The sequence below is a fragment of the Streptococcus sp. A11 genome, assembly GCF_043674225.1.
Lineage (GTDB): Bacteria > Bacillota > Bacilli > Lactobacillales > Streptococcaceae > Streptococcus > Streptococcus suis_V.
Genome location: NZ_JBIMJS010000001.1, coordinates 236899 through 250554 on the forward strand (window position 1 = coordinate 236899; position 13656 = coordinate 250554).

13 protein-coding genes are annotated in these 13656 nt (G+C 37.2%); all 13 read right to left on the minus strand.

Annotated features, from left to right (window positions below; all coding sequences use genetic code 11):
- Positions 1-17: 17 nt before the first annotated feature.
- The 13 genes from ACHBIF_RS01145 to cps2T all read right to left on the minus strand — a co-directional run bounded on the left by ACHBIF_RS01145 (position 18) and on the right by cps2T (position 13585).
- Positions 18-272 (minus strand): hypothetical protein, encoded by a 255-nt coding sequence (locus ACHBIF_RS01145; protein ID WP_170239173.1) that lies wholly within the window; start codon positions 270-272, stop codon positions 18-20.
- Positions 273-300: 28 nt separating this feature from the next.
- The gene (locus tag ACHBIF_RS01150) at positions 301-747 is read right to left on the minus strand and encodes a hypothetical protein (RefSeq protein WP_394718074.1); all 447 of its coding nucleotides are present in this window, start codon (positions 745-747) and stop codon (positions 301-303) included.
- Positions 741-1148 carry an EbsA family protein gene (locus ACHBIF_RS01155; protein WP_394718076.1) on the minus strand — a complete coding sequence of 136 codons (408 nt, stop codon included), beginning with the start codon at positions 1146-1148 and terminating at the stop codon, positions 741-743. The genes ACHBIF_RS01150 and ACHBIF_RS01155 overlap by 7 nt, the downstream gene beginning before the upstream one ends.
- Positions 1149-1405: 257 nt before the next feature.
- Positions 1406-3874, minus strand: a complete 2469-nt coding sequence (locus tag ACHBIF_RS01160) for an LTA synthase family protein (protein ID WP_394718077.1) — start codon at positions 3872-3874, stop codon at positions 1406-1408.
- 43 nt (positions 3875-3917) lie between these two features.
- A complete protein-coding gene (locus ACHBIF_RS01165) occupies positions 3918-5339 on the minus strand; it encodes a DUF2142 domain-containing protein (protein ID WP_125265817.1) in 1422 nt (473 codons plus the stop codon).
- Positions 5299-6231, minus strand: a complete 933-nt coding sequence (locus ACHBIF_RS01170; RefSeq protein ID WP_125265816.1) for a glycosyltransferase family 2 protein — start codon at positions 6229-6231, stop codon at positions 5299-5301. The genes ACHBIF_RS01165 and ACHBIF_RS01170 overlap by 41 nt, the downstream gene beginning before the upstream one ends.
- Before the next feature lie 4 nt (positions 6232-6235).
- Positions 6236-7210: a glycosyltransferase family 2 protein gene (locus ACHBIF_RS01175; protein ID WP_394718079.1), complete on the minus strand. Its 975-nt coding sequence runs from the start codon at positions 7208-7210 to the stop codon at positions 6236-6238.
- The gene (locus ACHBIF_RS01180; protein WP_394718081.1) at positions 7203-8441 is read right to left on the minus strand and encodes a glycosyltransferase family 1 protein; all 1239 of its coding nucleotides are present in this window, start codon (positions 8439-8441) and stop codon (positions 7203-7205) included. Before ACHBIF_RS01180 ends, ACHBIF_RS01175 begins: the two co-directional genes overlap by 8 nt.
- 12 nt (positions 8442-8453) lie before the next feature.
- Positions 8454-9497 carry a phosphorylcholine transferase LicD gene (locus ACHBIF_RS01185; protein WP_394718083.1) on the minus strand — a complete coding sequence of 348 codons (1044 nt, stop codon included), beginning with the start codon at positions 9495-9497 and terminating at the stop codon, positions 8454-8456.
- A 3-nt stretch (positions 9498-9500) separates the two neighbouring features.
- Positions 9501-10703: an ABC transporter ATP-binding protein gene (locus tag ACHBIF_RS01190; protein ID WP_394718085.1), complete on the minus strand. Its 1203-nt coding sequence runs from the start codon at positions 10701-10703 to the stop codon at positions 9501-9503.
- Positions 10703-11509 carry an ABC transporter permease gene (locus tag ACHBIF_RS01195; protein WP_105122571.1) on the minus strand — a complete coding sequence of 269 codons (807 nt, stop codon included), beginning with the start codon at positions 11507-11509 and terminating at the stop codon, positions 10703-10705. The genes ACHBIF_RS01190 and ACHBIF_RS01195 overlap by 1 nt, the downstream gene beginning before the upstream one ends.
- Entirely contained in the window at positions 11506-12441 is a 936-nt protein-coding gene (locus tag ACHBIF_RS01200; protein ID WP_394718087.1) for a glycosyltransferase family 2 protein, read from the minus strand. Before ACHBIF_RS01200 ends, ACHBIF_RS01195 begins: the two co-directional genes overlap by 4 nt.
- Complete coding sequence (gene cps2T, locus ACHBIF_RS01205) at positions 12431-13585, minus strand: beta 1-4 rhamnosyltransferase Cps2T (RefSeq protein WP_394718089.1); 1155 nt, start codon at positions 13583-13585, stop codon at positions 12431-12433. Before cps2T ends, ACHBIF_RS01200 begins: the two co-directional genes overlap by 11 nt.
- Between the last annotated feature and the right edge of the window lie 71 nt (positions 13586-13656).

Genomic DNA, 13656 nt, shown 5'->3' on the forward strand with positions numbered 1-13656 from the left:
CACCTGGCCAGCTCAGATTAACTGTGACTCGTCGCCAAGTTCAAAATATCGGCAACGGACAGACCTGTTCCTTGAGACATCTGGTCAACTGGGACTCCCATAGATAAAAGGTTTTGTTCAATCTCCATATTACGGATGATAACCCCCTGTTCGATTCCTTGCTCAATCCCCTCCTGCAAAGCCTTTTCACGCACGGCCTCCTCATGGCGGGTGATACCTGAATGAATTTCCCAAAAATGGTTGGATGCGTTGCGGCTCCACTGGTCTATCATGTCTACTTCCTCCTTGGTCATGGTAATCTCAAGACAGCTGTTGAGTAAGTTTTTGAACCAAACTCAAGTCCAAACCAACGAAGTCAGCTATCTGCATAGGACTACGACCTTGCTGTAACATACGACCGATCATACTCAATTGCCCTTGTTCGATTCCTTGTTCAATTCCTTGTTCAATTCCTTGCTCAATACCAAGTTCAATCCCCTCTTTCAAGGCTTTCTCACGAACAGCCTCTTCATGGCGGGTAATACCGGAATGAATTTCCCAAAAATGGTTAGATGCATTGCGATTCCATTGGTCTATCATGTCTATTTCCTCCTTGGTCATTGCATTTCTGTCGAGCAACTGCTCGGCCTTATCAATAATAGGTGTCGGTCGTTGGCTAAAGCCTCGGTTGGAGAAAAACTCCAGCCAGAGTCGTTGTTTGTCGTCCAGCATGCTGTCACGGAACTTTTTCAGCTCGATAATCACCATTTCAAACGGTTTCTTGTACTGTCCAGTTTCACCGAAGGGCTGTTCCAGTACTTCATGCAGAATGTTAGCTCCTCGGCTTCATCTCTCCTACAGATACTGATAGATAAATAATTGACCTTGACCTTGCTGATGGAAGCAATGTCAATTTTTTTATTCTTAAATAGATTTGCTGATGCGATATATAGATTTTCATCTTCAATGAGAAAGTACCGATGACTGCCTAGAATCGCTAAGACAATCGTCGCAAACAGCAAGAGAAAAATGATAAATACCTGGCGGCTTCTCTCCAAAATAAGGGATAGCCCTAGAAAGAGAGGAACAAAGGACAGGGACCAATAGATCATCGAAGTCGCAAAATCCGGTTGCCAATGGTATCTTAATTTTCCAAATAGTCGGATCATTTTATACCTCCTTTTTCTATTTTAGCACAAAAATGAGGATTTTCCTATGGAAAATCCTTAAATTGTGTGAAATTATTACAAAGAGATTGCGATTGTGTTACAGAACGGATGACGTTATTAATAGAAACACACCTGGCCAGCTCAGATTGACTAGGCTTTTTATCCAAGTGATTTCTCACTAATTCCATAAGTTAATTCTCCTAAATAATGTCATATCCCTAATTCTCTACCAACTTAATTTTAAAATTCAGCAATCCTTATTCAATCGTAAAAAATTGTTTATATTTTTCCAAATAAAACTTTCCAGAAATTAAATCATATTCGACCATTTTTAAATCATCCGCGATAATTTGTTGCTCATCTGTCAAGTTTTTTTTATCTACACTAGCATGTTCCAAAACATCCGTCAGCAAAGCATAATAAGGCGAAACCTTCGAGTTTGTATGTGCCAACACAGCCGCCGGAAAATCACTCGAATTGATGAGAGGTAAATTTAATTTCTTGTTTCCATGATTCGACCAAATAAAATAGTCTGTCAAATATTGACTATCTGGCTTGTCTGCAAAAATTGATTTGGGATAAAAGCTTGGAAGGTGATCTCCGTAAAATACAACTGTTATCTTCTTGTCCAAGCTTGATAATTTTTTCAGAAATTCCTCTGTGTCCTCATCAGTTTTCTTAAGAAGTCTTGCAAAATTTGAAAGTGAATTATTTTCACCTTCTGTAAATCCTTCGCCTGTTCCAGTAATATTTGCGGGTTCAGACATTGCCCAAGGCATATGATTTTGAAATGTAATAACTGAGAAAAACTGATTCTTATCGACATCAAGCTTATCTAAAACATTTTGATAAGTGGATTCATCGCTCGGAAATTGACCATATTTTTCATTTTTTGTAGGAGCAGTGGCATCCTCATCATCTGCTATCATTTCTGTGAAATTCATTTTATTATATACAGCTGCACGAGAATAAAGTTTTATATTTCCAAGATGTATCATCATCCTATCTTGTTCAGAAAATAAATCACTTATAGAAGGAACAATGGCCATATTTGGTATTACTTCAACATTATATATAGAAACAGAAGGCGATAAGTTATACATCGGTAAACCTGTCAAGGCCTGACTTTCCATATTTGCAGTTCCACCGCCAAAATTATTGGATTTCATCAATCCACTAGTTGTTTTTTCCGATATACTGTTAATGTTGTTTAAAACATTCTCCGACAGAGTCACTTCTTCTATTCGCGAGGGATCTCCAAAACTTTCGCTTAAAATGAATATAAGGGTTTCATCTGAAATATCTTGAGTTCGTGTTTTGTTAATTTCTAACGCGCGATTTTGATACTTTTCAACGATTTTCTCTATAGTCTCGCGACTATATCCTTCTGGTTCCAATATAATTGGCTTTGTTATTTGTTTCATCCAAACATACATTAACGAGTTATATCTTGCATTTCTTGCATGGCCTTCAAAAGCTATGTTCATTCCACTAGTGAGTCGAGTCAAAACTGGTACATTTTTTATTACGACTCCTCGTTCACGCTGATAAAAAAAAGTAAATATACTTCCTAACATAGCAAGCGTTGATACAGTTAGTAACAGTCTTTTCCAAAAATTGTCAAAGATTTTTCCTTTTAAATATCTCTTTCGTAAATAGAGGTAACCAGCTACGGAGACTATTAGAAGTCCCATTGCTGCTATGAATACTTTAACATCCAAGAAACTAAATACTAAATCTAACTGGCTAAGCATAGAAAAATCTGTCACAAGAAGTGGCTCACTTCTCGAAATAAATTTTAAACTATTTGCAATTGAAAGAGCAACTCCTGAAAACAAGATGAAAGAGGTCGCTAACCAATATCGATTCGTTATGAAATAAAGTACAAGAAAGAACAGAGCCAGTAAAACGATTTGAAACAAAGTTGCTCCTGGGAAAATATATTTTCCCAAAAATGGCTCTTTAATGCGAATACCAAATTGTATCGTGAAATTAAATAATAATGCAAATACAAAACTACTAGTAATTGCTAGTGAAACTGTAGAATTATTCTCCCTAATCCCCTCAACTGACTTCCAAAAAGTATAAACTAACACAGATGTTGTAATGATAATCAGTGGCAATTTATAAGAAAGATTGATGAGAAAATTTGGAAAATCTACGATATCTGTCAAAAATAAAAATTGTTTTAAATTATCCAAAAGTTTACTATCTCGGATAACAATTAAAGAAACTAGAAGAGCCAGTATCAGCGATGTTTCTCCTTTTAATTGAAACAATGAATTGATATTCTCTTTAATTGCTAGTCTTTTGAAGATGATACGAATAATACCCGCAGCTATTATCAGAACAACAACATATATTAAACCGGATAATTCCATCAGTCTATTTTCTTGAAAAGCGAAAATATAAAAATTTTCATTGTTGATATTCTGTGTAGATAATAAACTATAGGACACGCATAAATAAAGCAGATAAGAAACAACTAATTTTAGTATAAAGTTCTTATCTATGTAGGAGTGTATCAATGTCGAAATAACAATTGTAGATAAGAACACCCCTATTTGCAGAATTTGTTTATATTGAACAATCTGGTATTCAACCAAACTACTATCAATTAAATAATTACTAGTAAAATAGAAACTTACTGCTACGGTAGCCAGAATATATAGTAACCATTTTACCAAATTCTCCAATTTCAAATCTTGAAAATATTTTTTCAACATGATAATACATCACCCCTTTCTTACCTTAAAAAGATTATAGTTTTTAAATCAAAAATCCATATGTACGTATTAAAAAAATAGTCGAATAACTTAAAAATAAAAAGATACCAACTATTGTAATGAACTTAAATATAGAATGCTTCAATACAGGCTTACTAGGCACTAGCGTCAATAAGGCAAACGGACCTGATGAAATAAAGTATCTACCTTGCAGTCCCAGCACCTCTTTAAATCCTAAAGGAGTCCAAATTTGATATAGGGCAAAGAAATTTAAAAAGACAAACAGAGCCAAAAAAGCAAATGACACGATTCTAAAATAAGGTTTTATCCTACTATATTCTTGACTATTTTCATCTGGCACAAATAGTGAAAATAATACTAGAGCATAGTACATTAGCACGGCCATATAACTGATATTTCTATTCAGCAAACCAAATTTACCAGAATAAGAATGCAACAAATGGACTGTTTGATTCTTGATAGTATTACTGATAACTTCTACAAAATACCAGGGATTTTCCTTCACAAACTCCAATTGTTGATTCGGTTGTCCCCAGTCCATATACATCCTATCTTGAGATGGAAACAATTTCCCCCAAACAATGTAGCATCCAACAGAGACGATGAAGACAGCTGTTCCATAAGCTATCTTCTTTTGAACACTAAATTTTTTATTTGAAATCAAGAAGTACATTAGACCAAATAGGATTAATGTCGGCTTCATTTGGACCATTGCGATAAGTAGCAAGAAAGAAAAATATAGTTTATCCATTCTTAGTTGCTCTTCAAATATCAAAGATGAGAGTACTGCTGTAAATAAAAAAGTTACTGCATTAGTAAAACCATCACCACTAGTTGAAGTTGCTAACTCTAATGACATTGGATTTAAGGCTAATAAAACCATTGCCCACTGTCCAAATTTGACTACTTTGATTGCAAAGTACATCAACAGAACATAGGCGAAAAAATTAAATAATTTAGCCAAATAATAGGTTGGCAGCACTGACAACCCCACTAATTTTCCTAAAAAAGTCGCTATGGTTTGTGGTATATATTGAAAGAAAGAATAGTTCAATTGCCCGCCCAATGGAGTAAACGTTGATGAATAATCATCATAGTTTTCTATTTTCAATTGGCTATAATCATAAGTAAGATTTGTATCAAAATCAACTCCTAATGCGTTGGTATTCATATCCTTTATTGATTTTGGTAAATCAAAGCCATAATTTCCCCAAGTTTCAAAATCATTGGTTGGGTCATCTTCAAAATAAGGAACTATTTTTCCTTCACTAAACGCATAGGCTTTAGCGTAATGTCCTAGCTCATCTGGGGCAGTCATAGGTGGAAAAATAAAAAGTATCATTGTCCCAAACACTAGTGACAACAACAAAAAAGTGCGCTCAGGATTAAACCAGCTTAAAATTTTATTTTTGTTTATCATAATAATGGTAAACTCCCAATTCATATTGCATCCTATGCTGACGAACAATTGTATCCAGGATAAAACCAGCAACAAATGCTAAGAATCCTAAAATCATAAAGCCAGTTGCTAATACTGCAGATGGTAACTTAGAAATCAGGCCTGTTCGAGTAAATTCTACAATCACAGGGACACCTACTAATAAAGAGAAAGAAACCAATATTGCACTCACAATAGAAAAGAAAAGTAAAGGCTTATAATCTTTAAATAGATTAAAAATCATTCGTAAGACTTTGAAGCCATCAGAAAATGTATTCAACTTAGATTCCGAACCTTCCGGACGATCCTGGTATGTAATTGGCACTTCTACTAATTTAAAACGTTTATCCAGTGCATGTATGGATAATTCTGTTTCAATTTCAAATCCTGGAGAGAGGACTGGGAAGTTTTTAACAAATAACTTATTAAATCCCCTATATCCAGTCATAATGTCTTCATAGTTCCCCTTATAAATTAAATTTATAAGATTTTTAACAAGGTTGTTACCAAATCCATGAAAACCACGTTTATTTTCTTTTGCATAGGTACCATTTGATAATCTATCCCCAATTGTCATATCCGCTTGACCAGATCTAAGTGGCTCCAATAATTTTTCAACTTCAAATGCAGGATAGGTATCATCAGCATCAACCATAATATAGTAGTCCGCATCTATTTCACGAAACATTGAGCGAACAACATTTCCTTTACCTTGACGTGGTTCAAAACGAACGATGGCTCCTGCTTGCTTAGCCAATTCACTCGTCCTGTCCTTTGAATTATTATCATAAACATAAATATCAGCAGTTGGTAACGCACGTTTAAAATCAGTTACTACCTTTTCAATAGTAACCTCCTCATTATATGCTGGTAATAATACTGCCAGTTTTTCACTCATACTTTTAATCCCCTTTTTCCAACGAATAGTTCTTGATATCCGTCCCTAATTCGATTTTATTTGCCAGTCGAATCCCTCTCCATTTTTCAATATGAAAGAGTGGGTTGATGGCTAGCCAATATAGCTTTCTCTTCCAATTATAATCCCTATCACTTACTATTCTTAGACTATCTTTAATACTGGCTTTTAAACTGTTTTTCACTAGGGACAAGATAGACACTTTAGTAGTAATGCCACTATTTATACGAACATTATAGGTTTCGTCAAAGATGCGCTTTCTGTATTCTGATAGTCGAACATCGTTAGAGTGTTCAACCACAGCTCGACCATTGTAGGCCTTGAAATAACCTGCATCAAGGACATCTTTGCCATACTCGTAATCTTCCGAATAGGCAACATCCCGATAACCGATTGTTTCAACCAAAAATTTTCTTGGAGCAGCAGAACAAACATCGCTATAGAAGGATTCTTTTGTGTACTGACCCTGATGTGCTGGGTCCTTCCGTTGCCATATGGTGATTGCATCTTCTGCACCTTGTTCACCAAAGACTGCATTGATATCATACTTCATGGCAGGGAAACAATAATGCCGCGGTTTTTGTCTCCCAAGCACCGCAACAATCTTGTCAGTAATTTCAAATGGTGCAACCATTTCTGAGAGCCAATGTTCATTGTGAGGCACAGCATCTTGACTGAGATAAACCATGTACTCTCCCTGGGCCATTTCAGCAGCCATTTGGCGAGTGCCGCCGTGAGAATAATCTTCTTTTTTTAGATGAATAAGCCGTAAATTTCCGTATTGTTCCGCAAATCGCTCTATAATCGCTACCGAATTATCTGAGGAACCTGAGTCAGTCATCAACACATCCCACTCAAAATTCGTTTGTTGTCTATATAAAGCTGATAGGGTTTCTTCCAGGTGATCATTTTCACCATTATAAACAGGAATAAATACTGTAGCTTTTAACCCATTAGTCATTTAGTACCTCTCGACGGATAATCGCTTCTACTTTTTTATAACTTTCATCCCATGACAAGCCAGTATATTTCTCACTCATTTCGTTAGCATGTTCATCAATATTACTTCTCTCAACCGCTTGACATAATTTTTCTGCCAAAGCAACTGGATAAGCTTCCGTATAGAGGATATCCTCAATATCTCCCAGAACCATGCGATTATTATCGCCATCATTCATAACGGGCACACATCCCGCAACCAGAAGTTCCAATGGCAAGAGGGAGACGTTGGTCAAGGACAATACCAAGCAGGCTACACTTTCGTGATAAATTTCTGCTAATTGATTTTTATTTAAAATGCCACGATCTATGAATTCAAATGGAATATCATAATTTGACATATCTTGACCAAAAAACTCAATGTCATACTCTGGATGACGCTCTTTAAAAATCTTCAGTGCCATAACACCAAGCTCAAATCCACGACGCTCGGTATGAGCACGCGCATAAAAGGCAATCTTCTTTTTCTTGGAAATTGGTACTTTTGGTTTATAGATATCGATATCTGCACCGAAGTCAAAATAGTCCGCCTGCATTCCATACTGACCAACCTTTTCGACCAACCATTTACCTGCTGTCACTCCGTAAAAACCGAATTTATAGGTTGCTTCTGCCAGCATATACCGTGAACCAACACCAAAGAATATGGGTTCAAAGTCTTGTACAAAATAAAATTTATGAAGATTTTCAGATTGGAGATTAAATACTGCGTAAGCGGTCTCCCAACTAGTCGCGAAAACCACATCTTGATTAGAGAAATCAGCTAAATCTTCCACATCTACATCAATTCCATACGAACGCGAAAAAATATCCTTGGCTTCTTTGGAGGATTGTGGAATCGTATTATTGTGGTAAATGTAGAAAGTGATGTGATGCCCTTGACTTTGTAAATACTTTACAAATCGAGCAATCGTCGTATGACCTCCACCACCGGGACCAACTGGTGGCGATACCCATGCAATATTTAAAGTATCTTTTGATAATTTAGCAGGTTTCTGGTAGGGATTATTCAAATAATCCGCCTTCGCTAAATCCTCAAATTGTGGCATTTGAGGTAGTTGGTTCATGTTGATTTTATTAGACTGATTCGTGACGGCAGTAGGCTGACCTATTCCTACTAGTCGCTGTTTAACTTTTCTGGCCGTTGCTCGCCACCCCTCTTGCTTATAACTTCTTACTATTTTATCTAACATTTTAGTTCTCGCTCATCCTTTTAAGTATTGCTTGATTAGTGCCGAGAATTTTCGCAAAGGTTTTGTGATTCTCCAACTTGTGGAAGTGAGAAGCTCTTCAACATAATTATTTGTCGATGCAATCTCTAATACTAATTTTTCGTTTTCTACCACTAATTGCTGTTTCTTCAACTCTAGCTGCTCATTTACTATTTCAAGCTCTTTTCGTCTATCATCTATTGCAAAAATTTGAGACTCCAAGTTCGATTTAATCCCACTCATTTTTACAATATAATTTTGAATTGGGCTATTTGCAATTGAGTCTCTATAAAATTGGACACTATGATTTAGATCAACCAGTGCAAAATTTTCATGCGAACCAATTCGCATATCTTCTGGCCAATCTTTTGTATAAAAACCATACTGTTGTTTCAAATGCGCATCATAAAAGCGTGAAACAGGTATTTCAGTGCTTTCAAATGGCATATGTATCACATCCAAGAATTCTTTTCTAGAAAATGATTCTGCGCTAGGATTGGCTACATTTATTACAATCTCTGATTCATCAAAAGGATAACGTACTATTACCTCTTTTAATTTTTCCACCAAAGAGAGATTTTCTTCAATAGAATCTCCAAACAAACGTTTTTTGAACAATTCATCTCGAATAGTATTGATTTCAGCAATGAAGTCTTCATTGGTATTTGGACTTCCAACCATTGGAAAAATATCAACAAATACTCCTGTAAAGGCCTCTGGTCGATTCAAAAGATTGTGAGATGTAAACATGGTTCTCTTGTCAAAAACCTTTACTCCAACAATATCCGAATAAGGCGCATTGATTCCATCAAAAACACCTATATTTTCAAAGGTATCATTTGATAGAATCTTAACTAACTGGTTTAGATCTTCAAGTGGCATGACTAAATCAATATCATCATCCCATGGAATTATCCCATTCCATAATACTGCCCCTATTTTTGTACCGCCAGCGGCAAAAAATCTCAGGTTATTCGCTTCACAAATGTATTTCACTTGCTCATAAACCTGGAGCATACTTTCTTGAATCTTGTTCATATATCAATCCCATGTCCCCTTTAGCTTCAGTAATCCATTATCATGTTTTTCACCACGAATAGCGAAATGGATAATATCTTCTTTTTCAATAAATGCGTATGGGGTGAATTCCTTACGTTCTTCATCATATTTAAATAACGATGCTGTTACTTCAAAATCTCTGTTGTTAAATGACGTCAGGTCTAACTCATAATTGAAAGTATGGACTCCTTCTGTACTAGAAGTAATTTTCCATTTTTTATCACTGTCATAGATGCCATCATTTATAACAGAAGCTGTTTTATCTGTATGTTCATCAATTAATGAAATTCCAAAACTAACAGGGATACTCTCAGGTTGGTAATAAGATAATTCCAACATTAACTTATCGTTGCTGGAAATAACTTGCTTACTTTTTAATTTTAACTTTATCCACGGCTTGTTATGATCTTCTGGCGCAGAATTTTTCTTGGTTTGCAAACTTTCCAAGTTACTCATAGTATAGTAGTTGGCAACTTCATCAGGAGTCGAATTTAACACGATTTTCCCATTCTCAAGCATAATTGCCTTATTACAGAATTTCTTCGCAGAGTCCATTGAGTGAGTTACTAGAATAACTGTTTTCTTTTCTTCTTTTAGCTTTCTGAAATAGTCAAAGCACTTTCTCTGAAACGCTTCATCTCCCACTGCTAATACTTCATCTAGAACCAATATATCACCTTGTGCTTTAATAGCAATAGAAAACGCTAGGCGAACTTGCATACCGCTCGAATAATTCTTTAATTTCTGATCCATGAATTCTTCAAGTTCAGCAAACTCTACGATGTCATCGTACATTTCGTCAATCTTTGGACGGGAAAATCCTAGAAGTGCGCCATTTAAATAAATATTTTCGCGACCAGTAAGTTCAGGGTTAAAACCAACGCCAAGCTCAATAAAAGGAATCAAGGTTCCATTGACACTCACATTGCCCTTTTCAGGTGTATAAATTTGTGAAATAATTTTGAGCAGGGTTGACTTTCCAGATCCATTCCGACCAACAATACCAAAGAAATCTCCTTTTTCTACTTCAAAAGAAATATCTTTTAAGACATGTTGCTCCTTATAACCCTTTATCCCTCTAAAATAATTGACCAAGGTTGTTCTTAAACTTTGAGTCGCTTCTGTAGGTAATTTAAAGCTCTTGCTGACTGATTCGACTTTCAGCGCAATCTCTTTGTTAGACATTATAATATCTCCGCAAATTTCTTAGAATTCTTTTTAAAAATGCTATAACCAATGATAAACACAATCACTGATAACACATATGGAATAGCTACCATCCATTTATCCTCATAAATATCCCAAGAAATTGTTGCCCCATCATAAACAATATGGTGGCGCAAATCTTGGATAATCTGGGCAACTGGATTCATCATCATCAACTTGGCTACACCAATATGTCCACGCTGAAGAATGTAGGTTATCGAATAAATAATCGGAGTAGAATACATTCCAGCTTGTAACACAACTTCCCAAATTGGTCCCATGTCTCGGTATTTGACAAACAAACTCGAAAGAATAAAGGCAATTCCTGAAGTCAAAATAACCAACTCTAGGAAGGATGGAATGAGAATGAGAACACCCGCATCCAATTGCACGCCATTGATTAACGCAAAAATCAGAACAACGGCCAAATTGATACCGTAATTTATCGCAGCACCAATAATGGATGAGATGACAATAATTTCTTTAGGAAAATTTATTTTTCTCAACAAATCCCCACGCGCTGCAATGGACAACATCCCCATATTAGTGGCTTCTGTAAAGAAATTCCAAGTTACCATACCGAGCAACAAGCTTACCGCATAGTGTGGCGTTCCGTCATCAAATTTCAAAAATCTAACAAAAACCAGATACATGATAGTAAACATTAAAAAGGGCTTCAATATCGACCACAAATGCCCAATCAAAGAACCTTGGTATCTTAATTTAAAGTCTGTCTTGACCATTTCCCGCAGGAGAATTTGGTTTTCTTTGTTGAATAAATTCATTTTATTTCCTTATAAGCAAATTTAGTTAGGATGAGGCTGGTAAATACCAGTGTGTGAAAAGCTTTGTTTTTCCTCAATCCATATGTTTTTAATATTCGGTAGCGTTCTGGCATAGACTTATCCATTATAGTCACAAAGGCCTCGACCAGATTTCTATCGGTTGGCGCCAAAGGCAGAGCCAGCAGATGACTTGCTTGCTTTTGACTATTGCGAATCAAGTCCCAGTAAACGGAGAAAAGTACATGGGGCCGAATCCATTTTTTGAATCGCTTGGACAAGGTTCTAGCTCCCAAGACATTTTCAGCATGCTGGCGGTACAATTCCGTCGGCTGGTCAACGTAGACCAATTGCCCAAATGCTGTGGCCAGCAAGGCCAGATACCAGTCGTGCATGAGAATATCGTCTGTCACCGTCCACAGTTCAGCCAGAGCGTGGTTAATCATGCTAGTTCCGCCTGTCACTGTATTTTCAGTCAATTCTTGAACCAGCTCGATATTGGCATGATGAGACTGGCTGCGAATCATACTTTCATTCATGACCTGCAAGTCTTGGTTAACCACCTTTAAGTCTGTGTAAACCATGAGTGGCTGGTCTGCTGGATAGGCTTGAGCCGTCTCCAAAGTCACCTGTAGTTTATCTGGTAACCAGACATCATCCTGATCACTGAAAAAATACACATCAGCCCTCTGGTATTGCACCAAGGCGTGAAAACTTTTGATGACACCTAGATTTTCGGTGCTGTCGGGATTGATTAAGTGAATCCGGCTATCCTGCTGGGCAAAATCAGCGATGATTTCACGTGTCCTGTCCCTAGAGCCATCGTCTCGTATCAAGAGCACCCAGTCCGTAAAGGTCTGCGCCTGAATAGAACGGATTTGCTCTGCTAAAAACTCCTGACCATTGTAGGTCGACATGAGTATGTTAACGTTCATGTAAAAATAATTCCTCATATTGTTGGACAATCTTCTCCCAAGTATAGTCCATTCGCATGTGTTCTTTGGCAATCTGCCCTAGCTCCACTGCTTCTTCTTGTCCATCAATTTGGTTGATTAGTTGGGTCAGATTTCCACTTTCCTTGGTCCAATAGCGAGCGCCATTTTGTGCGACTTTGCGATTGAAATCCACACCTAAAACAAGATTTTCATTAGTTTGAGCTAGCGCCTCTAAAAGACTTGGATTGGTTCCACCCACTTCATGCCCATGAATATAAGCGCGACATTCCTGCCTCAGATACTTGAGTAAATCCTGATCATAGACCGTCCCGATGAACTTGATTCGCGCATCTCTCTCAAAGCCCGTTTCTTCCTTTAGCTTTTGGAAATAGGCAGAGCCTTCATGATTGGCTACGATAACCAAATCACGCTGAGTGCTCGACTTCATGAACTCCTTGATAGCTGTCGCGTAATTATTTTCAGGAACAAAACGCCCAATAATCAAATAATAATCCTTTTCGCGGATGGACCAGTTTGCAAAAGCCTGCCGTACTTGCTCTGATTGGCTAGTCAGACTGGTCTGACTCAAATCAGTCCCGTAAGCGATAAATATGGTCTTAGTACCCGGATAGGCTGATTGAATATAGTCCTTAATCCCCTCATTATCTGCAATGATGAGATTGGCCTGCTTAGCCATCGCTTTCTCAGCATGTTTCAGATAAGCTTGCACAGGCTTAGGCCATTTGGAACGTTTCCATTCTAAACCGTCAGGATTGACAAATAAAACACCGCCAACATCTTTAATTTTCTTGGCAAATGGAGCTATGAAACCACCTATGGTATTTCCCAAAATGTAAAAAATCGGAGACTGCATCTGCTGGTCCTTGACCAGGCGCAAAGCGTAGGAAATGGCCATCATGTCATAGGCGATAACGCGGGCCGGACCTAATTTAGGAGGATTGATGGTAAAGCAATCCGCCCCCAAATAAGCCGAATGCTCCTGATGACTGGTGTCTGACAGGCTGGCCACATGGTAGTGAATATTTTTTGATTTTTGGTGACTGACCAGTTGCTGGACGAAGGTCTCAAAGCCACCATACTTTGCAGGCAAGCCACGGCTGCCTATAATAAAAACGTGTTGCATAAACCTCTCCATTTAACTGCAGTTCTTTGTATTATAGCATTTTTTCAGGTAATCCGCTATTTTGACATTAG

Excerpts from the sequence above, each read along its gene's own strand:
- ACHBIF_RS01170 (WP_125265816.1), bottom strand. The coding sequence starts at position 6,231 with ATGAGTGAAAAACTGGCAGTATTATTACCAGCATATAATGAGGAGGTT.
- ACHBIF_RS01200 (WP_394718087.1), bottom strand. The coding sequence starts at position 12,441 with ATGAACGTTAACATACTCATGTCGACCTACAATGGTCAGGAGTTTTTA.
- ACHBIF_RS01165 (WP_125265817.1), bottom strand. The coding sequence starts at position 5,339 with ATGAATTGGGAGTTTACCATTATTATGATAAACAAAAATAAAATTTTA.
- ACHBIF_RS01160 (WP_394718077.1), bottom strand. The coding sequence starts at position 3,874 with ATGTTGAAAAAATATTTTCAAGATTTGAAATTGGAGAATTTGGTAAAA.
- cps2T (WP_394718089.1), bottom strand. The coding sequence starts at position 13,585 with ATGCAACACGTTTTTATTATAGGCAGCCGTGGCTTGCCTGCAAAGTAT.
- ACHBIF_RS01155 (WP_394718076.1), bottom strand. The coding sequence starts at position 1,148 with ATGATCCGACTATTTGGAAAATTAAGATACCATTGGCAACCGGATTTT.
- ACHBIF_RS01185 (WP_394718083.1), bottom strand. The coding sequence starts at position 9,497 with ATGAACAAGATTCAAGAAAGTATGCTCCAGGTTTATGAGCAAGTGAAA.
- ACHBIF_RS01145 (WP_170239173.1), bottom strand. The coding sequence starts at position 272 with ATGATAGACCAGTGGAGCCGCAACGCATCCAACCATTTTTGGGAAATT.
- ACHBIF_RS01195 (WP_105122571.1), bottom strand. The coding sequence starts at position 11,509 with ATGAATTTATTCAACAAAGAAAACCAAATTCTCCTGCGGGAAATGGTC.
- ACHBIF_RS01175 (WP_394718079.1), bottom strand. The coding sequence starts at position 7,210 with ATGACTAATGGGTTAAAAGCTACAGTATTTATTCCTGTTTATAATGGT.
- ACHBIF_RS01180 (WP_394718081.1), bottom strand. The coding sequence starts at position 8,441 with ATGTTAGATAAAATAGTAAGAAGTTATAAGCAAGAGGGGTGGCGAGCA.
- ACHBIF_RS01150 (WP_394718074.1), bottom strand. The coding sequence starts at position 747 with ATGGTGATTATCGAGCTGAAAAAGTTCCGTGACAGCATGCTGGACGAC.
- ACHBIF_RS01190 (WP_394718085.1), bottom strand. The coding sequence starts at position 10,703 with ATGTCTAACAAAGAGATTGCGCTGAAAGTCGAATCAGTCAGCAAGAGC.